Annotated in this window: 19 protein-coding genes and 1 pseudogene; 15 read left to right on the forward strand and 5 right to left on the reverse strand. The window is 69.9% G+C overall.

Annotation, left to right across the window (positions count from 1 at the left end; translation table 11 throughout):
• Positions 1-310 precede the first annotated feature (310 nt).
• Positions 311-1192, reverse strand: a complete 882-nt coding sequence (locus AB0F17_RS51905) for an SDR family oxidoreductase (RefSeq protein WP_358039942.1) — start codon at positions 1190-1192, stop codon at positions 311-313.
• Positions 1193-1223: 31 nt separating this feature from the next.
• On the reverse strand, positions 1224-1853 hold the full coding sequence (locus AB0F17_RS51910) for an LUD domain-containing protein (protein ID WP_358039945.1): 630 nt from the start codon (positions 1851-1853) through the stop codon (positions 1224-1226).
• A gap of 62 nt (positions 1854-1915) precedes the next feature.
• On the opposite strand from AB0F17_RS51910, the gene AB0F17_RS51915 reads away from it, so the two are divergent.
• The 5 genes and pseudogenes from AB0F17_RS51915 to AB0F17_RS51935 all read left to right on the forward strand — a co-directional run bounded on the left by AB0F17_RS51915 (position 1916) and on the right by AB0F17_RS51935 (position 7191).
• Positions 1916-2533 (forward strand): helix-turn-helix domain-containing protein, encoded by a 618-nt coding sequence (locus tag AB0F17_RS51915; protein ID WP_358039948.1) that lies wholly within the window; start codon positions 1916-1918, stop codon positions 2531-2533.
• Complete coding sequence (locus tag AB0F17_RS51920; RefSeq protein ID WP_358039951.1) at positions 2530-3783, forward strand: MFS transporter; 1254 nt, start codon at positions 2530-2532, stop codon at positions 3781-3783. The genes AB0F17_RS51915 and AB0F17_RS51920 overlap by 4 nt, the downstream gene beginning before the upstream one ends.
• 330 nt (positions 3784-4113) lie before the next feature.
• Positions 4114-6447: a Tn3 family transposase gene (locus AB0F17_RS51925; protein WP_358039954.1), complete on the forward strand. Its 2334-nt coding sequence runs from the start codon at positions 4114-4116 to the stop codon at positions 6445-6447.
• Between the two features lie 11 nt (positions 6448-6458).
• A pseudogene (locus AB0F17_RS51930) lies at positions 6459-6803 on the forward strand (Tn3 family transposase); the annotation flags it as partial.
• A gap of 79 nt (positions 6804-6882) precedes the next feature.
• Positions 6883-7191, forward strand: coding sequence for a Tn3 family transposase (locus AB0F17_RS51935; RefSeq protein WP_358040272.1), 309 nt, complete (start codon positions 6883-6885; stop codon positions 7189-7191).
• Between the two features lie 10 nt (positions 7192-7201).
• Here AB0F17_RS51935 and AB0F17_RS51940 read toward each other — a convergent pair whose 3' ends face one another.
• Positions 7202-7480 carry a hypothetical protein gene (locus tag AB0F17_RS51940; protein WP_358039957.1) on the reverse strand — a complete coding sequence of 93 codons (279 nt, stop codon included), beginning with the start codon at positions 7478-7480 and terminating at the stop codon, positions 7202-7204.
• Positions 7481-7587: 107 nt separating this feature from the next.
• Here AB0F17_RS51940 and AB0F17_RS51945 point away from each other — a divergent pair, with 107 nt between their 5' ends.
• The 5 genes from AB0F17_RS51945 to AB0F17_RS51965 are packed head-to-tail and all read left to right on the forward strand — an operon-like array spanning position 7588 to position 13474.
• Positions 7588-9213: an ABC transporter substrate-binding protein gene (locus AB0F17_RS51945; protein ID WP_358039960.1), complete on the forward strand. Its 1626-nt coding sequence runs from the start codon at positions 7588-7590 to the stop codon at positions 9211-9213.
• On the forward strand, positions 9195-10148 hold the full coding sequence (locus AB0F17_RS51950; protein ID WP_358039963.1) for an ABC transporter permease: 954 nt from the start codon (positions 9195-9197) through the stop codon (positions 10146-10148). Before AB0F17_RS51945 ends, AB0F17_RS51950 begins: the two co-directional genes overlap by 19 nt.
• Positions 10141-12138: a dipeptide/oligopeptide/nickel ABC transporter permease/ATP-binding protein gene (locus tag AB0F17_RS51955; RefSeq protein WP_358039966.1), complete on the forward strand. Its 1998-nt coding sequence runs from the start codon at positions 10141-10143 to the stop codon at positions 12136-12138. Before AB0F17_RS51950 ends, AB0F17_RS51955 begins: the two co-directional genes overlap by 8 nt.
• A 5-nt stretch (positions 12139-12143) precedes the next feature.
• Positions 12144-13121 (forward strand): ABC transporter ATP-binding protein, encoded by a 978-nt coding sequence (locus tag AB0F17_RS51960; RefSeq protein WP_358039968.1) that lies wholly within the window; start codon positions 12144-12146, stop codon positions 13119-13121.
• Between the two features lie 38 nt (positions 13122-13159).
• Positions 13160-13474 carry a hypothetical protein gene (locus AB0F17_RS51965; protein ID WP_358039971.1) on the forward strand — a complete coding sequence of 105 codons (315 nt, stop codon included), beginning with the start codon at positions 13160-13162 and terminating at the stop codon, positions 13472-13474.
• Between the two features lie 318 nt (positions 13475-13792).
• On the opposite strand, the gene AB0F17_RS51970 is transcribed toward AB0F17_RS51965, so the two are convergent.
• Positions 13793-14878 (reverse strand): helix-turn-helix domain-containing protein, encoded by a 1086-nt coding sequence (locus AB0F17_RS51970; RefSeq protein WP_358039974.1) that lies wholly within the window; start codon positions 14876-14878, stop codon positions 13793-13795.
• 100 nt (positions 14879-14978) lie between these two features.
• Between AB0F17_RS51970 and AB0F17_RS51975 the strand changes: the two genes are divergently transcribed.
• Both AB0F17_RS51975 and AB0F17_RS51980 read left to right on the forward strand, forming a co-directional pair.
• The gene (locus AB0F17_RS51975) at positions 14979-16208 is read left to right on the forward strand and encodes an MFS transporter (protein WP_358039977.1); all 1230 of its coding nucleotides are present in this window, start codon (positions 14979-14981) and stop codon (positions 16206-16208) included.
• A 72-nt stretch (positions 16209-16280) separates the two neighbouring features.
• Positions 16281-16676, forward strand: a complete 396-nt coding sequence (locus tag AB0F17_RS51980; RefSeq protein WP_358040275.1) for a hypothetical protein — start codon at positions 16281-16283, stop codon at positions 16674-16676.
• A gap of 104 nt (positions 16677-16780) precedes the next feature.
• On the opposite strand, the gene AB0F17_RS51985 is transcribed toward AB0F17_RS51980, so the two are convergent.
• Positions 16781-16951 carry a hypothetical protein gene (locus AB0F17_RS51985; protein ID WP_358039980.1) on the reverse strand — a complete coding sequence of 57 codons (171 nt, stop codon included), beginning with the start codon at positions 16949-16951 and terminating at the stop codon, positions 16781-16783.
• Between the two features lie 169 nt (positions 16952-17120).
• Between AB0F17_RS51985 and AB0F17_RS51990 the strand changes: the two genes are divergently transcribed.
• Genes AB0F17_RS51990 through AB0F17_RS52000 form a run of 3 tightly spaced genes read left to right on the forward strand, consistent with a single transcriptional unit; the run spans position 17121 to position 21683 of the window.
• The gene (locus AB0F17_RS51990) at positions 17121-17990 is read left to right on the forward strand and encodes a branched-chain amino acid ABC transporter permease (RefSeq protein WP_358039983.1); all 870 of its coding nucleotides are present in this window, start codon (positions 17121-17123) and stop codon (positions 17988-17990) included.
• Between the two features lie 10 nt (positions 17991-18000).
• On the forward strand, positions 18001-20556 hold the full coding sequence (locus AB0F17_RS51995) for an ATP-binding cassette domain-containing protein (protein ID WP_358039986.1): 2556 nt from the start codon (positions 18001-18003) through the stop codon (positions 20554-20556).
• The gene (locus AB0F17_RS52000; protein ID WP_358039989.1) at positions 20556-21683 is read left to right on the forward strand and encodes an acyl-CoA dehydrogenase family protein; all 1128 of its coding nucleotides are present in this window, start codon (positions 20556-20558) and stop codon (positions 21681-21683) included. The genes AB0F17_RS51995 and AB0F17_RS52000 overlap by 1 nt, the downstream gene beginning before the upstream one ends.
• Positions 21684-21728 lie beyond the last annotated feature (45 nt).

The raw sequence follows: 21728 nt of genomic DNA on the forward strand, positions 1-21728 counted from the left end.
GCTTGAACCGCGGATACGCGGTCCGCTCGATCGACGTCACGCCACAACCCCAGACCCGTAAATATCAACCCATACGGATCGAGGAACGTACCAAAAGATCAACTACGCCGAGGGCTGAGATCGATCACATCCGGGAACCCCTGCCCTCACCAGCGCAAACCCGAGGGCCGCTCAGCCTATTGCCGGTTTCCGCCGTACCTTGGCTGCACCCCTCTTACGGCCACCCCCTAATTGACCCAACAGGTTCACCGTGCGAAGGTGCGCCCGGCGGTGCCGATGTTCTGGCGCACCTTCGCAGGTGAATCAATGGTCAGGCGGGTGCGTTGAGGATGTTGTTGGTGAAGTGGCGGCCCCAGTGCGGGCGGCTGCCGTCGAGGTCGTCCACGTTGTATTCCTCAGCGAGATCCCAGGATGTCAATACCTGTCCGCTCTTGCGTTCGACGTGGGGGTCGGCGGCCAGGGCGGTGACGACGCGGCCGATGAAGCGAGGGGTCTCCGAGGCCAGGAAGTGCGGGTCGCGCTGGCCGGCGTCGCGCCAGTTGGCCTCGGTGACGCCGAATCCGTCGAGCATGGCTTCCGAGCGAAGGAACCCGGGGGTGACGGCGAGGGCGGTGATGCCGTGCGGGCGAAGTTCCTCGGCCTGGGCCAGCGCCAGGCGATTGACGGCGGTCTTAACCAGGTCGTAGGCCAGGTTCCCGCGGTAGTGGGCGCCGTCGCCGTCGGTCACCTCGATGATGAGGCCGCCGGGGTGTTCCAGCATGAGAGGTACCGCATGCTGGCTGGTGATCAGGTGCGTGAGCACGGCGCGTTCCCACAGCACTTGGAGCTTGGCCAGGCCGAGTTGCCAGAACGGCGTTCCCCACTCGGTGAGCGGGTCGCCGCCCCACACATCGTTGACCAGCAGGTTCAGCCGACCGTGATCGGCGCGTACCCGCTCGATGACGGCGACGACGTCGTCGGGGCGGGTGTGGTCGCAGCGGATCGCGATGCCGGTGCCACCGGCCTTGGTGACCAGTTCGGCGGTGTCCTCGATCGTCTCGGGGCGGTCGAGGTCGGATCGGGCGGTGCGCGTGGATCGGCCGGTGACGTAGACGGTGGCGCCGGCGGTGCCGAGCTCTACGGCGATGCCGCGCCCGGCGCCGCGGGTGGCGCCGGCGACGAGGGCGACCTGTCCGATAAGGGGTGGCGTCATGGGTGGTGTCTTCCTTCGCGGATCGGGTGGGTCAAAAACCGAGCGGCTCGTCGACGAGCACCACGCGGACGCGGCCCTCTTCGATGTCGCCGTGCAAGGTCAGGACCTTGTGGACGGTGCTGCCCATGCCGTAGGCCGAGCGGGCCCGGGCGTCCTCCAGCGGCAGGCTGTACTCGTGGACGCGCCGCATGGCGGTGTCGAGGTCAGGGACGATCTTTTGGGCGCCGATGATGAGCAGCACATTCTGGGCGCCGTAGGCCATTGAGGCCAGCTGGCTGCCGCTTGCGGAGGCGATGACAAGGTCTCCGTCGTGGGTCAGCGCGTGGACGCTGCCGACCACCCACTGTGGGGCGGCACCGAGGCGGCGCATCTCGCTCATCTGGGTCGCGGGGTCCATCGCCATCAACTTTGGTCGGGTCGCGGTGTAGCGGCCGGAGCTGTCGATCTCCTGGATCAGGCCGATCGCATCGGCGGTCACCGAAGACGCGGTGAACACCTCAGCGCCGTCGGGCAGCAGGTCCAGCGCCGCCTGCAGGGCCGCGGCCGCGTCGGACACGCGGCGGACGCGGTAGCCGCGGGCTTGCAGCGCTTCGGCTGCGGCAGCGACGGCGGCCTCGTCCGCAGGGGCAGCGTAAGCGGTGTTGGGGGTTGCAGTCGTCATGGTCATCTCCTCTATCTTGGGTCAGACGACATAGTAAATGATTATTCGTTTACTATGTCCTCATGACGATTGGACGGCCGCGAACGGTGAGCGACGAGCAGGTCCTGGCGGGCGCTGCGCGGGTGATCGCGCGTGTGGGTCCCGCACGGTTGACGCTGGCGGAGGTGGGCCGTGAGGTCGGATTGTCCGCGGCTACCGTGGTGCAGCGCTTCGGGTCCAAACGCGGAGTTCTGCTGGCGGTGGCCCGTCACGGGGCCGATGCCTTGCCCCTCCAGGTGGTCGCAGCTCAGGACGCGAGCGCTCCCACCGTGGCTCTGATCGACGTTCTCGCCGGCATCGCCGGCAGCATCCGCAGCTCGGAGGAGTTCGCCAACCACCTGGCGTTCCTGTTGCTGGATCTGGCTGACCCGCAGTTCCAGCGGATCAGCGGCGACTACACCGCGGCCGTCGAACGCGCCATCGCGGACGTTCTGGCTGCCGGCCAAGCCGCGGGTGAGCTCATCTCAGGTGATCTCGGCCGGCTACCGCGGGCGATTCACGCCGCCTACAACGGAGCGCTCCTCACCTGGGGCCTGGCTGGCGATGGCAGTCCAGCCGAGCAGGTCCGCGACCAGCTGACGCTACTCCTCGGCCCATACCTCCAGCCCACGCGCCCAGCTCAGCCGGGCCCGTCATCATGACGAGCACCGCTCCCGGTGCCTGCCCGCAGCCGGAGGCGGCCGGTCAGCGGCCACACCGCGACGCCACAGTGACGCGGGCCCTGCACGTGCTGTGGGCGGCCAGCGTGTTGGGCGGGCTCGCGCAGTCGCTCGCCGGCACAGCCGGGTCCCTGCTCGCCGACGAGATCGCCGGCTCCGACGCGGTGGCGGGTCTGCCGCAGACGCTGCTTGTCGCCGGCTCCGCCCTCGCAGCCCTGGCGCTGTCCGGATTGACAAGCCATCGCGGTCGCCGCGCCGCGCTGAGCACCGGCGCGGCCGTCGCGCTCGCCGGATGCGTCGTGGTGACCATCGCCGCCGTGTACGCGAGCCTGCCACTGGTCCTGGCGGGCAGCCTGCTGCTCGGGGCGGGCAACACCACAGTGATGCTGGGCCGGTACGCCGCCGCCGACCTTGCCTCCCCGACCGGGCGCGGCCGGGCCATGGCGTCCGTACTGGTCGCGACCACTGCTGGGGCAGTCGCCGGATCGAACCTGCTCGCGCCGGCAGGCAACCTGGCCGCCTGGTTCGGGCTTCCCCCGCTGGGCGGGTCCTACCTGCTCGCGGCGATCGGCTTCGCGGCGGCAACGGGCACGCTCGCGATCGGGTTACGCACGCCGGACTCCGCTGTCGGGGGCATACGCGCCCCCGACGATGCCCCTGCCGCTCCCGTCGTGCTCGGCCGCCACAGTGTGGTGGGGCTGGCCGTCCTCGCGCTGGCCAACCTTGTGATGGTCGCGGTCATGACGATGGCACCTGTCCAGCTGCACCACCTCGGCAGCGGGCTTGGCGCCATCGGACTCATCGTCAGCCTGCACATCGCCGGCATGTTCGCGCCGTCGCCGCTCAGCGGACGGCTCACAGACCACATCGGCGGCCAGCGTGCGGCCCTCTGCGCCGCGACGGTTCTCATCACCGCTGCCGGGCTGGCCGCAGCCGCCGCACGCTCCCCAGCCGTCCTGGCCGTAGCGATGCTGCTGCTGGGGGTGGGATGGAACCTCGCCATGATCGCCGGAAGCGCCCTGCTCACCAACGGCGTCCCCAGCCGGCAGCGCCCACGACTCGAGGGCTATGGGGAGGTCGGCATGGGCATAGCCGCCGCTGGAGGTGGAGTCATCTCGGGACCCGTCATGGCGATGGGTGGATACGGCTCCCTAGCCCTGTGCGGAGCTGCCGTAGCCACCCTCATCCTCCCGATCGCCTGGAACTGGTCGACCCGACGGGCGACCCGATGAACCATGATCCCAAGTCGTCCTCCGCTCCCGAGCCGATGAACGATAACAGTGCGTCGGGGACGTCGCGCCCGGCCGCGTAGCTCGCCGATCGCCTTGCGCAGGGCCCGGGTGGCTCTGCACGGAGTCAGAGCACAGGCGCGGTACTTCGGACACGCGTGCAACCCGACCGTCATGAACTGGACAACAATGATCATGACTGGCATGAGACTGGCACAATTCACCACGTAATCGGTCACGTCGATCATCTGGCCTGACCGCTGCTGATATCCGAGGGCGCCCCCACAGCGCCGTACGAGGTGGGGGCGCCCTGGCATGCCTGGAGGCCCCCCTATGCCGGTCAGTTTCCTGTCCGCCGAGCAACGCAGCCGATACGGCGTCTTCAACGCCGTGCCCGACATCGCTCAGCTGGGCGCCTTCTTCCATCTGGATGCCGATGACCGGCGCCGGGCGATGGCCGCCAACGGCGCGCGCAACCAGCTCGGCTGGTCCGTGCAACTGGGCACCGCACGGTTCTTGAACTGCTTCCTGGACGATCCGGAGGACGTTCCCGCCGTGGTGGTCGACTACGTTGCCGAGCAGCTCGGCCTGCAGGCAGCCGACCTGAAGGGGTACGGCGAGAAGGAGGCCCGTTGGGATCATCAGGAGCAGATCCGCACCGGCTACGGCTTCACCGCCTTTGGAGGCGAGCAGTGGTTCGCACTGGCCTGCTGGCTCTACAAACGGGCCTGGACCACAGGCGAGCGCCCGATCGTGCTGTTCGACCTGGCCACCCACCGTCTGGTGGAGGCCAAGATCCTGCTGCCCGGCGTCACCACTCTGGAGCGGCTGATCGCCGCGCTGCGCGAGCGCGTCGCCTCCCGCCAGTACGCGCTGCTGGCCGCCGCCCCCAGCCCCAACCAGGCCGTCGTGCTGGAGAACCTGGTCAAGGTCGAGGACGGCCGGCGCGTCTCCCGGCTGGACCGGCTGCGCAAAAGCCCCACCGACGTCAGCGGCACCGGCCTGGTCAAGGCCCTGGATCGGCATGTGGAACTGCGCGACCTGGGCGCGGCCGGCTGGGACCTGAGCACGGTGCCGCCCGGCAAGATCGCCGCGCTGGCCCGCTTCGCCCACGCCGCCCGCGCCCAGGCCGTCGCCGAACTGGCCGGCGACCGCAAACTCGCCACCCTGGTCGCCTTCGCCGCGACCATGGCCCCCCAGTCGGCCGACGACGCGGTCGAGGTGTTCGACCTGGCGGTAGGCGACCTGCTGCGCACCTCGGCGTTCAAAGCGAACAAGGAGCGGATGCGCACCCTCAAGGACCTCGATGTCGCGGCGATCGTGCTGCGCGAGGTGTGGCTGAAGATCCGCTCCGTCGCCGAAATCCCCGACGGCGACATCCGCGCCGCCCTCGATGAGATGGATCTGGCCGCCATCGGTGCCGCCGCCGACGTCATCGGCGACATCGCCCGCGAACCGGATGAGGACTTCCAAGAAGAGTTGCTGGATCGCTACGCCACCATCCGACGCTTCCTGCCCAAGCTGCTCAAGCACCTCGACTTCGACGCCGGCGCCACCGAGACGCCCGGGCAAGGGGTGCGGCGCGGCCATGAGGTGCTGGAGGCTCTGGACTTCCTCAAAGCGATCGAGCGCCGCCGCACCGACATCGACCCTCACGAGGTTCCTGCGGGCGTGCTGTCCTCTGCCTGGCACCGGCGCGTCTTCCCCAAGCGCGGCGAGCTGGCCGGCACCTTCAACAGACACGCCTACACCGTGGCGGCCGTCGAGCGGTTGCGGGAATCGCTGCGCCGCCACGAGGTGTTCGTGCCGGGCCTGCGCAAGTGGGGCGACCCCACCGCCGGGCTGCTGAAGGGCGCCGAGTGGGAGCGGGCCCGCCCCCGCATCTGCGATGAGCTGAACCTGTCCCCGCAGCCCGGCACCGACGTGGAGCGGTGGGCCGGCACGCTGGACTTCGCCTACCGCCAACTGGCCGCCGGCCTGTCCGGAGCCGAAGACGGGCGCAACGACTGGGTACGCCTAGCCAAGGACGAAGGAGGCAAGGACCACCTGGTGCTCACCGGCCTGGACCGCCTGGACGAGCCCGCCTCCCTGACCACGCTGCGCACCGACATCGACGCCCGCATACCCATCGTCGACCTGCCCGAAGCCCTGCTGGAGGTGCACTCCTGGACCGGCTGCCTCGACCACTTCACCCACGTCTCCGAAGAGGCGCCCTCCCGCAAACAGGACATGATCACCTCGATCGCCGCCGTCCTGGTCAGCCAAGCCATGAACGTCGGCATGCGGCCGATGGCCGCCGAAGGCGAACCCGCCCTCGCCGTGGACCGGCTGTACTGGGTGGAACAGAACTACCTGCGCGCCGCCACCCTCACCGCCGCCAACGCCGCCCTCGTCGACCACCACTCCGGCCTGGAACTGGCCCAAGCCTGGGGCGGCGGCGAACTCGCCTCCGCCGACGGACTGCGGTTCGTGGTCCCAGTCAAAACCATCAACGCCGGACCCAACACCAAATACTTCGGAAAGGGAAAGGGAGCCAAGGGCGTCACCTACTACAACTTCACCTCCGATCAATTTACCGGCTTTCACGGCATCGTCATTCCCGGCACCCCCAAAGACTGGTACAGTACTACATCCTGGAAGGGCTTCTGGACCAGGAAACGTCACTGAAGCCCACCGAGATCACCTCCGACACCGCGGGCGCCTCCGAAATCGCGTTCGGCATCTTCCGGCTGCTGGGCTGGCAATTCTCCCCGCGCCTGGCCGATGTCGGCAGCGCCACCCTGTTCCGCGCCGACCCGGCCGCCCACTACGGGTCCATCGACGCCCTGGTCCGCAGCCGGGTCAACATCAAGCTGATCAACGACTCCTGGGATGATCTGCTACGGGTGGCCGGATCGCTGCTCACCGGCGCGGTCAAGGCCAGTGAGCTGTTTCGCTACTTCGCCGGCGGCGGCACCCCGACCCCCATCGGGCGCGCCCTGATGGAGCTGGGCAAGCTCGATCGCTCCACCTACCTGGCCAGCTACTACGACGACGAACTGCTGCGCCGCCGCGTCAACACCCAGCTCAACCGGCAAGAATCCCGCCACACCCTGGCCCTCCCTGGCCCGCAGGATCTTCCACGGCCAAAAAGGCGAACTCCGGCAGAAATACAAAGAAGGCCAGGAAGACCAACTCGGCGCACTGGGATTTATGACCAACGTCTGCATTCTGTGGAACACGGTCTATACGGCCCGTGCCCTGGAAGAAATGCGAGCCGAGGGTAAGAAAATCTCCGCCGCCGACATCGCCCGACTATCACCCTTGGGCTTTGAGCATCTCAACATGCTAGGCCGCTACAGTTTCTCCCTGCCCGAGCTGGTCCGCGACGGGCAACTGCGGCCGCTGCGCACGCCCCCGCCGGCCGAGTAACCCCTCGCGGTCAGCGCGCCGGATGCTCCCGAACCGGACGGCCCTCGGTGAGCATCCGGCGTACCTGCTCATGCGACATCCCGGCGCTCGTGCCGATCTTGCGCAGGCCCCACCCCTCACCCCGCGCGTCCGCCATCGCCGCCATCAGCGCCGCGCCGGTCACCTCTTCCAGCATCGCGCGCAACTCCGACAGCCGCCGCAACCGCAGCGCGGGCGCGAGATCAACGATCTCCCGGCAAAAACGATCAACATCAGCACGCAGGAACGCTACACCCTCAGACTCCGCCATCAGGCAAGCCTCCCCTGGTCAAGCCCATGGTGTCAAAGCATGTGACACCAAGCCCGGTTCGCCGTTCCACTCCTACTGGCAGGCCGATCTACCGGGAGGAGACGTGAATGAAACGCTGGACCACTCCGGCCACGCTGTTGCTGGCCTCAATGGTGCTGCTGGCCTGTAGCGGCCAGCGACCGGTCGAACAACCGCAGGCCCCGACCGCGGCGTCGGCGACGGGACCGGTTCAGGGCGGACGCCTGGTCTACGCGCTCAGCGCGGACGCCAACGGGTTCAACCCGGTCACCGACCAGTTCGCCGCCCAGAGCTACAGCATGGCGGGCACGATCATCGAAGCGCTGGTGAGCGTGGACGCCAACGGCGACTGGAAGCCGTACCTGGCCGAGTCGCTCACCCCGAACAAGACGTACGACGAGTGGACGATCAAGGTCAGGTCCGGCATCTCGTTCTCCGACGGCATGGCGCTGACCGGTGACATCGTCAAGGCGAACCTCGAGGCGCAGAAGGTCTCGCCGCTGACCGCGGCCGTGTTCGTGCCGATCAAGTCGTTCGAGCTGGCGGACGCGATGACGGTCAAGGTGAACCTGAACCAGCCGTGGGTGGCCTTCCCGTACTACCTGACCACGCAGACCGGCATGATCGTCCCGCCCGCCTCGCTGAGCGACCCCAAGGCGGCCAGCCTCAAGCCGGTGGGCACCGGGCCGTTCCTCTTCAAGGAGTACGTGCCGGACAACCGCATGGTCGTCACGCGCAACCCGCGCTACTGGCGGCAGGGCCTGCCGTACCTGGACGAGATCGAGTTCCGGATCCTGCCCGACAGCCAGACCCGCGCGCAGACGCTCGAGGCCGGCGGGGTCGACGCCATCGGCACCTCCCGCGACGAGGACCTCACCAAGTTCGGCGGCCGGAAGGACGCCTACACCGTGCATCGAGCGCAGGGCATGGCGGTGCCCGAGTACATGTTCCTGCTCAACACCGCGGTCGCCCCTCTCGACGACGTACGGGTGCGCCAGGCCATGGCCTACGCCACCGACCGCAAGACCGTGATCTCGACCCTGCGCGGCGGCCTCACCGAACTCGCCGACGGCCCCTGGGCGCCGGACTCCAAGTGGTACGCGGCGGGCGCCTACCCCGACTACAACCTGGCCAAGGCCACCGCCCTGGTCAAGGAGGTCGAGGCGGAGAAGGGCCCGATCCGCTTCGAGCTGATCTCCACGCCCGACCCGAACACCATGCAGGGCGTCGAGCTGGCCCAGGACATGTGGCGCAAGGCCGGCATCGAGGCGTCGATCAAGCAGGCCGACCAGGCCGACCTGATCAACCGGGCCATCACCGGCAACTTCGCGGCCACGGTGTGGACGCAGTTCTCCGCACCGGACCCCGACGGCGAGTACATCTGGATGCACCAGGCCTACGCCAAGCCCGTCGGTGCCATCTCGCTCAACATGACCCGGCTCAAGGACGCCAAGCTGAGCGCCGCCCTGGACGTCGGGCGTACCAACCCGGACGAGGCCGCGCGCAAGCAGGCGTACGGCACCGTGCAGCAACGGTTGCGCGAACTGGTGCCGTACGTGTTCGTCGACCACCTCAACACCGGCGCCATCGTGGCCAGGACCAAGGTGCGCGGCATCGGTGAGCACACGCTGCCCGACGGCGAGCGGGGACTGCCGCTGACCGGTTCGCCCATCCCCTACCACCCGTTCTCGCAGCTGTGGATCAGCCAGCGGTGATCATCGTCTACCGGCTGGCCCGGCTCGTCGTGGTGCTGCTCGTGGTGACGTTCCTGTCCTACGTCCTGCTGAACCTGCTGCCCGGCGACCCGATCACGCAGATCCTGGGCCTGTCGGCGACGGACGAGGCCCGCGCGCAGCTCCGGCAGGAGCTCGGGCTGGGCCAGCCGCTGCTGGTGCGTTATCTGGACTGGCTCGGCGGGCTCGTCACCGGCGACTTCGGCGACTCCTACATCACCAGGATGTCCGTGGCCGCCGAGCTGACCGATCGGCTGCCCGTCACCCTGGAGCTGCTGGTCGCGGCGCAGATCATCGCGCTCGGGCTGGCGATCCCGGTGGGCGTGGCCGCCGCCCGCCGAGCCGGCCGGCCCTTGGACCAGGCGCTGACCGCGCTCAGCTTCGCGTTGCTGTCCACCCCCGTCTTCGTGCTCGGCGTGCTGCTGATCCTCATTTTCGCGGTCACCTTCCAGGTGCTGCCCGCGACCGGCTGGACGCCCATCTCGCTCGACCTGGGCTGGAACCTGACCTCCGTGATCCTGCCCGCGATCACCCTCGGCTGCGGGCAGCTCGCGGTCTACGCGCGGTTGCTGCGTACCGACCTGATCGCCACCCTGCAGGAGGACTACATCACGCTGGCCCGCGCCCGCGGCCTGTCGCCGCGGCGCATCCTGTGGCGGCACGCGCTGCGCCCGTCCGCGATCACCTTGATCACCGCCATCGGCCTCAACCTGGGCGCGCTCATCGGCGGCACGGTGATCATCGAAACCCTCTTCGGCCTGCCCGGCGTCGGGCGGCTGATCGTCGACTCCATCTTCTCCCGCGACTACCTGACCGTTCAGGGCGGCGTCGTGCTGATCTCCGTGGGATACGTGGTGGTCAACTTCGCGGTCGACCTTCTGTACGCCGCCGTCGATCCCAGGATCCGACGTGCGTAGGCGGCTGGGGCTTGCCTTCTGGCTCGCGACCGGCTGGATCGGGCTGGTGCTGCTGGCTGCCGTCCTGGCCGACCTGCTGCCGTTCGCCCGCTACGACGAGACGCTCGCCGGGCCGCCGCAGTCGGGGCCGAGCGCCGCGCACCTGTTCGGCACCGACGGGCTCGGCCGCGACGTGCTCAGCCGAGTCGTGTACGGCGCCCGCGTCTCCCTCGGCGTCGGCGTCGGCGCCGTGCTGCTGGGGCTGGGTATCGGTGCGCCCCTCGGCATCCTGGCCGGCTACCGTCGCCGGGCCACGGACGCGGTCATCATGGCGGTCAACGACGTGGCGCAGGCGTTCCCCGCGCTGGTGTTCGCGCTGGCCGTGGTGGCCTTCGCCGGGGCGAACCTGCGTAATGTGCTGATCGTGCTCGGCGTGCTCGGTGTGCCCTCCTGGGTCCGGCTCATCCGGGGCGCCACGCTCACCTTCGCCGAACGCGAGTTCGTGCTGGCCGCCCGCGTGCTGGGCGCCCGCGACCGGCGCATCCTGTGGCGGGAGATCGTGCCGAACGTGGCGGTGCCGGCGGCGTCGTACGCGTTCATCGGGATGGCCGTGGTCGTGGTCGCCGAGGGCAGCCTCGCCTTCCTCGGTCTGTCCGTCCAGGCGCCCACCCCCACCTGGGGCGGGCTGATCAACGAGGGCCGCACGCTGATGGAGACCGCGCCACACGTGGTGCTGGCCCCCTCGGTCGTCATGTTCCTGACCGTGCTGTCGTTCAACCTGGTGGGCGACCGGTTCCGATCCCTGACCGACGTGCGGGAGAGCGGCCTGGAGCCGGTACGCCGGTCCGCCCCGGCCTCGATGCCCACCGCCACCCACCCGATCCGCGACTGCCTGCTGCAGGTGGAGGACCTGCGCACGCACTTCGTCACCCCGCGCGGCATCGTCAAGGCCGTGGACGGGGTCTCCTTCACCTTGGAACGCGGAAAGACGCTGGCGATCGTGGGCGAGTCTGGTTCGGGCAAGTCCATGTTGATCCGCTCAATTCTGGGCCTGCTGCCCGGTACCTCGATCAAGGCCGGGAACGTCTACCTGTCGGGCGACGACCTGACCGGCTTCAGCCCCGAAGAGATGCGTGCGGTGCTCGGTCCCCGGCTCGGAACCGTGTTCCAGGACCCGATGACCGCGCTGAACCCGGTCAGGACGATCGGAACGCAGGTGACCGAGCCGCTGCGGGTGCACCTGGGCATGGGGCGGGCGCGGGCGCGCGCGGAGGCCGTACGGCTGCTGGCCTCTGTGGGGATCCCCGACCCCGTACGGATGTCGCGCCGCTACCCGCACCAGCTCTCGGGCGGGATGCGGCAGCGGGTGACGATCGCGATGGCGCTGTCGTGCGGGCCCGACGTCCTGTTCGCGGACGAGCCCACGACCGCGCTCGACGTGACCATCCAGGACCAGGTGCTGCGGCTGCTGCACCGCCTGCGGGAAGAGCGGGACATGGCCGTGGTGCTGGTCAGCCACGACCTGTCCGTGGTGGCCCGCTGGGCGGACGAGGTGATCGTCATGTACGCGGGCAAGGTGGTCGAGCAGGGCCCCGCCGCCGAGATGTTCGAACGGCCGCGGATGCCGTACACGGAGGCGCTGCTGCAGGCGGCCCCGAAACTGACGGACCCGGTGCACCACCGCCTGCGGGTCATCCCCGGCCGCCCCCCTGACCTGGTCGACCTGCCGCCGGGGTGCGCGTTCCGTCCCCGCTGCGCATATGCGCAGGACCGCTGCGCGTCCGAGGCCCCGCCCCTGTTCGAGGACGGTCACCGCTACGCCTGCTGGCACCCCCGCCCGGCCACCCTCGCCCCGCCCGCGCCCGTCCCCACGACGAACCCCGACCACCTGCCGACCCACCCGCCCTTCTCCCCGGCGGCCTCGACCGGCGGCGGGCCCCATCACGGCGCCCTCGAGGAGGACGCCCACCCCAGCAGGAACATTCGCAAGCTCGACGAGAAGGGCGGCTGAGGACGGTGGCCGGTAGCGGAAGTGCCCACCTGCGTGCCCGTGACGAGGTGCTGCTCCGGGTGGAGGATCTGGTTGTGGAGTTCCCCGCAGGCCGCGGCCGTACCGTGAGGGCGGTGTCCGGGGTGAGCTTCGATCTGGCGCGCGGCGAGACGCTCGGCATCGTCGGCGAGTCCGGCTGCGGCAAGTCGAGTGCCGCCAGGGCCCTGGTCCAGCTCCCGCCGCCCCGCTCGGGCTCGGTGCGGCTCGACGGCGTCGAGCTGACCACCCTGAGCGGTGAGGCGCTGCGCAAGACCCGCCGCCGCCTCCAGATGATCTTCCAGGATCCCATCTCCTCCCTCAACCCGCGCCGCCGCGTCCGCGACATCGTCGGCGAGGGCCCGCGCGTGTGGAGTCTCGAGGGCGACCGCGTGGACGAGGTCCTGGAGGCGGTCGGCCTCGACCCGGCGACGGCGGCGGTACGGCGGCCGCACGAGTTCTCCGGCGGGCAGTGCCAGCGCATCTCCATCGCCAGGGCGCTGATCCTGGATCCGGAGGTGGTGATCTGCGACGAGCCGGTGTCGGCGCTGGACGTCTCCGTACAGGCGCAGATCCTCGGCCTGCTGGAGGACCTCAAGGACCGCTACCGGCTCACGCTCGTCTTCATCGCCCACGACCTGGCCGTGGTCAAGAACATCAGCGACCGCATCATGGTGATGTACCTGGGCAAGGTGTGCGAGCTGGCGCCGAGCGCGGATCTGATCAGCCGTCCGGCGCACCCGTACACGCAGGCTCTGATCGCCTCGATCCCCGGCGGCGGCCTCGGCTTCCCCCCGGCCGACACCCTGATCAGCGGCGAACCCCCTTCCCCCGTCGACCCGCCTGCGGGCTGCCGCTTCCGTACGCGCTGCCCCCGGGCCGAGCTCCGCTGCGCCGAGGAAGAACCCCAGATCAGGCGGGTAGGTGACGACCACTGGCTGGCCTGCCACAACCCATCACCCCGTTGAAGGAAGCATGGCCATCGATTTCACCCTCGCCCCCGAACATGAGGGGATCCATCAAGCGTGTCCGGGCCTTCATCCAGGGCACCGTCATCCCGGCCATGGAGCAACTGAAGGACGACGAGCGCGACGGTCGCGTACAGGAACTCGTTGACCACTGTGGTGATTTGGGCTGCGGTGTCGCGTGGTTCGCCCAGGTATACCCGTTGGTCGCACAGACGGAGGATGACACGTTCGATAAAGCGCCGATGTGCCGCAAGCGCGACAAGGTCGGTGCCACGGCCAGACAGCTTGGTGATGGTTTGTTTGAGATCTTACTTATTCGTGGGTTGTACCGGTCCACCGCCTTTACATTGTAGATTAATTATACGCAGTCGGCCGGCAGATGTGTGGCAGTCGCTCACCGACGAGCAGGTCGACCACCCGGCTGGAGCCAACCCTCATGTGCATAACGCCCTGTCCGGAAGAGCCCTCGACGAGGGTGTCGCTCCCCCGGGTTGGCCAGGTCGGTGAGGAAGTCGTCCAGGTGCCGGGCGATGGTCACGCACGAGGAAATGGTCGAGGCGTTCGGCGACGACTGGGTCATGCGGATGCCGCCCGAGGTGGCCGGGCGGCCTGCCGAGTCGGACGATGCTGCGAAGGCGGCGGTCGCCCGCGTTCTGGCAGAGCGAAGCTACTCAGCGCAGTACGGCCGCCAGCAGGTCGGCCCCCAGCGCCGTCAGATCGGGGAGATTGAGGGTGTAACGGACGTAACGACCGTGCCGCCGGGCCGTGAGCAGGCCCGCGCGGCGCAGGACAGCGAGGTGGCGGGACACCTCCGGGGGTGAAAGTTCCCAGGCGTGAGCCAGCTCACCGGTGGTGTGCGGGCCGCGGGCCAGGGTGCGCAGCAGCCGCAGCCGTACCGGATGCGCGAGTGCCTCCAGCCGTAGCGTGACCGTTTCCAGCGATACCGGCTCCGATGGACTCGCCTCGGCCACGGGGTACTGCACCACCGGCTGCCACCCAGGCGCGTGGACCACCACCAGGTGCGGGCGGCCGAAGACACTGGGCAGGAAGGTGACCCCGCTACCGTGGACGGCGATCGCCTTGTCCTGCAGCTTGTCCACGACAATGCGGTTGCCGTCCGGCGCCAGGGTGACGGCGCCGGAGACCGACGCGAGTGCCGCCCCGATGCCCTGGCGCTTCAGCAGGTCGTTCTTCAGGCGCAGGTCGGTGGCGAGTTGCACGGCGACGCCCGTCCAGGCGGCGTCGAAGAAGGCCTCGGCGCACTGTTCGAGGGTGTGACGCACCCGCGCCCGCACGGCGGCCGGGTCCGCGAGCAGCCGTTCCGCGAAGGCCTCCTGAAGCGCGCCGCGGGCCTGGGCCAGGTCCAGGGCCCGCTCGCGCGCCGTCGCGTCGGCGAGCGGCGACGGCGCGGCGAAGTGGACCCGGTTGCTGCCGCACGTGGTGACGAGCGCGGCGGCCACATAGGTTTCGTCGTCGATCCGGTCTACATCGTCCAGCTCCTCGGCGAGGGTCGGCCGAGGACGAGCGGGGACCAGAAAGTCGGCTCGTGAGGAACGCCAGAGGAACTCCGCCTCCCTGAGCCGCTCGGCCAGCTCCGGCCGCAGCCCAGCCCAGACGTCCCCGGCCCAGCCGGCGAGCTGCGGGTGATGCCCAGGTTCGGCCAGCACGTGCAGCATCGCGGTCAGCTCGGCCAGCGGGGAGGCAGCGAACCGCAGTCGCCCGGACGGCAGGCCGCCGATGTCGATCCTCAACGTCATCCCCTCATCATCGCTGGTCGGATGGCCGACGACCGCGTCGATTGACGGTGTCCGTCAACCGACACAGTCGGCCCGGCGGCCCGAACGCATCGTTGACGCCATGGCAACCACCACCAAGATCCAGCCGCGCGCCCTCGTCCGTGCCTCCGGAGGCCCCCGCTATGCCGTCGCCCTGGCCGTGGACGCGCTCGGCACCGGCCTGCTGCGGCCCTTTCTGCTGCTCTACGGGGTGATGGTGCTGAGGCTGTCCGCGTCGGACACCGGCATCGCCATGACGGTCGGCGTCGTCGTGGGTCTGGTGTGCATGCCCGCGGTCGGCCGATGGCTGGACCGGGGCGCACGCAGCACGGTCGTGGCAGCGTCGATGCTGGTGCGGGTGCTGGGCGTGGCGCTGCTGCTGGCCGCCCCGGCGGGGCACGTCTGGCTGTTCGCGACGGCGGCGCTCTTCCTCGGCATCGGCAACCAGGCATGGCCGGCCGCCCATGCAGCCCTCGTGGCCACGGTCGCCCACGGCCGCGAACGCGACGCCGCTCTGGCGGCGGGCCGCGCCCTGCGCAACGCCGGCCTGGGCGCGGGCGCCCTCCTCGCCACCGCATGCCTGGCGGGCGGCACCACCGCATTGCAGGCGCTGGCAGCCGTCACCGGGCTCGCCTATCTCGCCGCGGCGGCCTTGGCATGGTCGGTCCACCTGCACGCGCATCCAGCCGCTACTCCGGCCAAGGGCAGGGCCGGCGGGCCCGCACCCCGGATGCGCGCGCTGCTGGCCGCCAACGTGGTCTACGTCTTCTGCCTCAACGTCCCCGAGATCGCGCTCCCCCTGGTCCTGGTGACACAGATGCACGCGTCCCCGGTGTGGTCGGCAGCCATCTTCGTGGCGAACACTGTGCTGGTGGTCACCCTGCAGGTTCCGGTCACCGTCCTGATGTCCCGCTTTCCCCGCCGGACCGTGCTGGCAATCGCCGGCGTGGTGCTCACCGCGTCCTACCTCGGCTTCCTCGCGGCCACCTCACTGGGACACGGCTGGAGTGCCCCGGCCGTCGCCGCGGTGTCCGTGGTCTGCACCATCGGCGAGATCATCTATGCCGGCAGCGCCACCCCGCTCGTCACCGCCCTCGCCCCGGCCCATCTCCTGGGACGCACCCTCGCCCGCTTCCAGCTCTCCACGGGCTTCGGCCTCGCCGTCTCCCCAGCGGTCATCACCACTCTCGCCTCCCACGGCTCGGCCGCCCTCTGGGGCAGCCTCGCCGCCGCGACGCTCCTGTCCGCCTCCGCCGTCACCACCGAGAAGGATCAAGGAACGCGGCTCAGCGGTTGCAGCCGCCGGGCTTGAGCAGGCTCGTGAACTCGGCCATCGCCTCGGGGTACGCGTTGAAAATTTCTTCATTGCTACTGGGACCCCTATATCGGCGGGCGCCGACTGCAGAAGGCCGTCGACATCGTGCGGGAACGCACCGGTCAGGAGTTCCGCATCCGCCACCACGCCTTCGAGCTCAACCCCAAGATGCCGACGGCCGGGATGGACCGGCGCACCTACCGGAGTGAGAAGTTCGGTAGCTGGGAGCGTTCGTGCCAGCTGGATGCCGGCACGGTGCCGGCAGGCCGGGACGAGGGCATCGGCTTCAACTACGAGGCGATCAACAGGACGCCGAACACCCGGGCCGGGCACCGGCTGATCGCCCTCGCGGAGCGGCAGGCACAGTCGGGCGCGGCGATGGCCGACCGCCGTCAGCGGCGAGGGTCCCGCGGTGGCCCGTGGCGGGGGCGGGGGCGGGTCAGCGGAGGTCCGTGGACAGGGTGATCTCCTTGTTCTGCTCGATCCCGGCCGCCAGGTTCTCGATCTTCTGGGTCGCGAGTCGCAGCGCGGCAAGGCCGGCGAGGGACCCCCCATGAGGGCCCGGCCCCTCATGAGTCGGCCACCGGTCCCTGGGCCGCCGAGCCCGTGGCGTCTGTGGCCTGCCCGGTGGGGCCGGCCGTCCGGGCGTCCGCAGCTCGTGGCAGGGTACGTACGCCCGGTTCGGGGTGCCACAGGTTCGCCGGACTCTTGCGCATGTCGGTGTCCCGGGTGAGGGACACGGTGGATCATCCCGTAGACCGCGAACAGCATGCCGCCGTCGGCAGGAGCCTGACCGGTCACCTATTGCTGGCCGCCCGTTCCTCATCTACAGTTCTCGAACTGAGTTCAATTTTGGTGCGGGGGGACTTCTGCCGAGTGAGCCACCCCGCCGAGAAGGTGGCGGTCGGAGTGGATCAGTTCCTGCTTGTCCTGGTGAGCGGTATCGCCAGTGGCGCGATCTACGGCTTGATGGGCCTGGGTCTGGTGATCATCTACAGAGCGACGGACGTGGTGAATTTCGCCCTCGCCGGCCTGGCCACGCTGGGACTGTACGTGGCGATCACCTTTCGTGACAGCGGTGTCGCGATGCTGCTGGGGGTGTTCGCCGCGATAGCGGTGACCGCGGTGGTCGGGGTGATCGTGCGGGAGGTGGTGATCCGGCCGCTCGGTCAGGGGCAGTTGTTCTCCGCGCTCGTGGTCACGATGGGTGTCTCGCTCATCGTCGAGAGCGTGGTGGACTCGATCTGGGGCACCCAGCCGAAGACCTTTCCCAGCCTGGTGGACGGCACCATCCGATGGGGTGACGCGGCACTGCCGGCGCAGAGCCTGGTGACCATCGGCATCGCGGCGGCGGCGATGGCCGCCGTCGCCTTCCTGTTCGGGCGCACCACACTGGGGTCGGCGATGCGGGCCGTCGCCGAGTCCGCGGACACCGCGCAGCTCATCGGCATCAGCGCGCAACGCGTGGCGCGGATCGCGTGGGCTCTCGGCCTCGCGCTGGCCGCTCTGGCCGCCTGCCTCTACGCGCCCAGATCGGGGCTGGTGCCCACCGTGCTGGCAGCGCCGCTCTTCCGGGCGTTCGCCGGGATCTTCCTCGGTGGTCTCACGAGCATGTACGGAGCCGTCATCGGAGGGCTGACCGTCGGGGTGCTGGAGAACATCGCGGCCAGCTATGTCTCGGCCAGCTTCCGCGACACCTTCGTGTTCTCTTTCACCATCCTCGTGTTGCTGATCCGCCCGCAGGGCCTGTTCGGCACACGCACCTTCCAGCGGGTCTGAGGAGCAGCACATGGTATTCACCCGCTCGAATCTCGCGTGGGCCGCGCTCGGCCCGATCGCCGGGCTGGCGCTCATCGCGCTGATGCAGTCCGGAGCGATCCCGGCCTACCAGGCTTATTCGGTCGCGCTCGCCGCGGTCTACGCGATCGTGGTCCTCTCGGTCGGCCTCCTGGCCGGCTGGTCGGGGGTGTGGTCCGTGGGCCACCCCGCGTTCGTCGCGGTGGGCGCCTACTTCGCGGCGTACGGCGGTGCGCATCAGTGGCCGCTGGAGTGGGTGATCGTGGGGGCGATCACGTCGTGCGCACTGCTGGGCGCGTTCCTCGGGTACGCCGGCGCCAGGTTCTCGGTGCTCTACATCGCCCTGCTGACGTTGGCGTTCAGCCTGGTGTCCCTTGAGGTGATCAACCGGTGGACCAGTGTGACCGGCGGCGACCAGGGCGTGGCGGTGTCCCCCTTGGCCAGTGCGCTCGGCCTGGGCGCGGTCCCGAGCGGCGGTAGCGAGGCCCAGTATCTCGCGGTCCTCGTGGCGGGCGTGGTGTTCGCGATCGCGGTCTTCGCCAAGTCGACCGCGCTGCGCATGCGGCTGGTAGCCGCGAAGGCGCACCCGCTGGTCGCCCGTTCCGTGGGCATCGTGCCCGAGGCGCAGACCGCTCTGTCGTTCGCGGTCAGCGCGGCGTTCACCGGCTTGGCCGGCGTGCTGCTGGGCCTGATCACCGGCTTCGTCAGCCCGGACGCGTTCTCGCTGAACTTCGGCGTCACCATCATCGCGGCCTGCGTGCTCGGTGGCGTCGGCTCGGTGTTCGGCGCCGTGGTGGGCGGGGTCTACCTGGCATGGGTTCCGACGGTGGCCGACGCCGTGTCGGTGCCGCAGCCGGTGGTGCAGGGCGTCCTGCTGATCGCCGCGCTGATCTTCCTCCCCGGCGGAGTGGTCCCGTTCCTGGGCTCGCTGGTACGCAGGGCGCTGGGCAGACGAGGTCCCGGCCTTCTCGACGGCGAGCATCACGTCAGCACGGCGGCCGCCGACAGCGGGGACGGCGCTCCCGCCACCCCGGCGAGGGGCCGGCCGGTTGCGGACGACGCGACGCCGTTGCTGGTCGTCGATGGCCTGTCCGTGCGATTCGGCGGTCTGAACGCCCTTGAGAGCGCGTCGCTCGACGTACGGCCCGGAGAGGTGCTCGCCATCATCGGCCCGAACGGCGCCGGCAAGACCACACTGCTCAACGCCGTCTCCGGGCTCATCGGCGGCGCGCGGATCAGCGGCGCGGTCGACTACGCGGGTGTGAAGCTGATGGGGACGAGGGCCACCGCACGGCGCAGGCTGGGCATCGCCCGCACCTTCCAGCACGCGGAGACCTTCTCGGAGCTCACGGTCGCGGAGAACGTGCTGTGCACGAAGCGCTGGGCCGGCACGGCGGACCGCGCCCGGGCCGATGAGCTGCTCGCCCGCACCGGACTGGCCGACGTGGCCGACCGCTACCCGGCCGAGCTGCCGTTCGGGCTGCAGAAGCGCCTGGACCTCGCCCGGGCGATCGCCGAGGAGCCGAAGCTGCTGATCCTGGACGAACCGTTCGGCGGCCTGGACGCCACAGAGCGTCGACTGGCCGCCCAGCAGATCGTCCGCCTGCGTGCGCAGGGCGCCGCCGTCGTGATCATCGATCATGTTCTGGACGACCTCTTCGCCGTCGCCGACCGGGTGGTCGCCTTCGACTTCGGCAAGCCGATCGGTTCCGGCGAGCCGGGCACCATTCTGAAGGACCCGCAGGTGCGGTCGTCGTACCTCGGCCTGATCGCCACGCGCGCCGAGTTGCCGGCCCGCGCCGATGAGAGCGTCGCCGTCGCCCTGCGCGACGTCAGCCATCACTACGGTGGTGTCGCCGCCCTGCACGACGTCCACCTGGACATCCGCAAGGGCACGGTCGTCGGTGTCGTCGGAGCGAACGGCGCGGGCAAGAGCACACTCGGCAAGATCATTCACGGCTCGCTGCGCCCATCGTCGGGACAGGTGCGGATCGGCGAGCCCGGTGCGCGCCCGATCCGCAGCAGCCTGGTCCCCGAAGGTCGCGCCCTCTTCAAGACCCTGTCATTGCGGGAGAACCTCGAAGTGGCCGGTTACGCCGTAGGCGTCCAGGGATCGGCCCTGCGCACCCGCCTCGACGAGACCGCCGAATGGCTGCCGGAGCGGTTGCGCGCCCGCCTCTCGGTGGCCGCGGCCGGGCTGAGCGGAGGCGAGCAGCAGATCCTGGCCGTCGCACGGGCCCTGATGGCCCGGCCGGATGTGCTGATCCTCGACGAGCCCGCGCTGGGGCTGGCGCCGGCCCTCGTCGACGAGGTCTACGCCCGGATCAACCAGCTCGCCCGCGACGGGATGACGATCGTGCTCCTGGAGCAGTTGCTCAGCCGGGCGCTCACCTCCTGCCATGAGGTGGTGGTGCTGCACGAGGGCCGGGTGGCCGCCTGCGGGGCCGCGTCGAACCCCTTGTTCGCCGAGACCGCGGAACTGGCCTACTTCGGTGGGGAGGCCGCGACCTTGCTCAAACTACGCGACGTGAACGAACTGGAGGCCTGATGCTCGACGTCGATCCGGCGCTGCTCGGCGACACCGATGAACGCAAGCAGCTACGGGAGGTCCTGCGCGACTTCTTCACCGAGGCCGCCGCGTCGCAGGACGTACGCGAGCACCTGACGACCGGCCGCGAACACGACCCGGCACTGTGGGCGCGGATGGCCACGGAACTGGGCGTCCAGGGGCTGGTGATACCGGAGGAGTACGGCGGGTCGGGCTTCTCGTTCGCGGAGCTCGCGGTGGTCTTCGAGGAGGCCGGGCGGGCGCTGCTGTGCGCCCCCCTGCTGTCCACCACCGTGCTCGCGACCTACACCCTGTTGCTCAGCGGAGATCGCGAAGCCTGCGCCCGCTACCTTCCCGGCATCGCCGAGGGCACCCGCACCGCGACGGTCGCGGGCTTCGACGAGGGCGGCGGCGGCGGGCTACGAGCCACGCCGGGGAAGGGCGGGTGGGTCGGCAGCGGGGCGGCCGACTTCGTGCTCGACGGGTACGGAGCCGACCTGATCCTCGTCGCGGCGCGGACCGCCGACGGAGCCGGTCTCTTCGCGTGCGAGCGTGAGGCGGAAGGCCTCACCCGGACGGCCCGGACCGTTCTGGACGGTACCCGTCCCCAGGCCCTGGTCACCTTCGCGGACACCCCGTTCACGCAGATCGGGCAGCCGGGGAACGCCGCCGCGATCACCGGGCGGGTGCTCGACATCGGGCGGGCCGCGCTGGCCGCCGAGCAGGTCGGCGGGAGCGTGCACGCGCTCGACGCGACCATGTCGTACGTGCTGCAACGCCGTCAGTTCGGCCGGCAGATCGGCTCGTTCCAGGCGATCAAGCATCGGCTGGCCGACCTGCTGGTCGAGATCGAGGCGGCGCGTTCGGCCGCCGTCTACGCGGTGGCATGCGTCACAGCTTCGGCCGAGCATCTGCCGGTGGCGGCGAGTACGGCGAAGGTGGTCTGCTCCGGCGCGTACCGCCAGGCGACCGCCGAATACGTGCAGCTGCACGGAGGTATCGGCTTCACCTGGGAGCACTCCGCCCACCTCTATCTGCGTCGCGCCCGTGCGGCGGAGGTTCTGTTCGGCACGGCCGACGACCACCGGGCACGCCTGGGCGGCCTGCTCGGTTTCAACGTGGCCTGACATGCCCGATGCCAACCCTTGACAGGGCCGCACCGGGCCCCGGAA

This window comes from Nonomuraea sp. NPDC026600, from assembly GCF_040638335.1.
Classification (GTDB): domain Bacteria; phylum Actinomycetota; class Actinomycetes; order Streptosporangiales; family Streptosporangiaceae; genus Nonomuraea.

Excerpts from the sequence above, each read along its gene's own strand:
- AB0F17_RS51945 (WP_358039960.1), top strand. The coding sequence starts at position 7,588 with ATGAAACGCTGGACCACTCCGGCCACGCTGTTGCTGGCCTCAATGGTG.
- AB0F17_RS51940 (WP_358039957.1), bottom strand. The coding sequence starts at position 7,480 with ATGGCGGAGTCTGAGGGTGTAGCGTTCCTGCGTGCTGATGTTGATCGT.
- AB0F17_RS51905 (WP_358039942.1), bottom strand. The coding sequence starts at position 1,192 with ATGACGCCACCCCTTATCGGACAGGTCGCCCTCGTCGCCGGCGCCACC.
- AB0F17_RS51920 (WP_358039951.1), top strand. The coding sequence starts at position 2,530 with ATGACGAGCACCGCTCCCGGTGCCTGCCCGCAGCCGGAGGCGGCCGGT.
- AB0F17_RS51915 (WP_358039948.1), top strand. The coding sequence starts at position 1,916 with ATGACGATTGGACGGCCGCGAACGGTGAGCGACGAGCAGGTCCTGGCG.
- AB0F17_RS51910 (WP_358039945.1), bottom strand. The coding sequence starts at position 1,853 with ATGACGACTGCAACCCCCAACACCGCTTACGCTGCCCCTGCGGACGAG.
- AB0F17_RS52000 (WP_358039989.1), top strand. The coding sequence starts at position 20,556 with ATGCTCGACGTCGATCCGGCGCTGCTCGGCGACACCGATGAACGCAAG.
- AB0F17_RS51925 (WP_358039954.1), top strand. The coding sequence starts at position 4,114 with ATGCCGGTCAGTTTCCTGTCCGCCGAGCAACGCAGCCGATACGGCGTC.
- AB0F17_RS51995 (WP_358039986.1), top strand. The coding sequence starts at position 18,001 with ATGGTATTCACCCGCTCGAATCTCGCGTGGGCCGCGCTCGGCCCGATC.
- AB0F17_RS51975 (WP_358039977.1), top strand. The coding sequence starts at position 14,979 with ATGGCAACCACCACCAAGATCCAGCCGCGCGCCCTCGTCCGTGCCTCC.
- AB0F17_RS51965 (WP_358039971.1), top strand. The coding sequence starts at position 13,160 with ATGAGGGGATCCATCAAGCGTGTCCGGGCCTTCATCCAGGGCACCGTC.
- AB0F17_RS51970 (WP_358039974.1), bottom strand. The coding sequence starts at position 14,878 with ATGACGTTGAGGATCGACATCGGCGGCCTGCCGTCCGGGCGACTGCGG.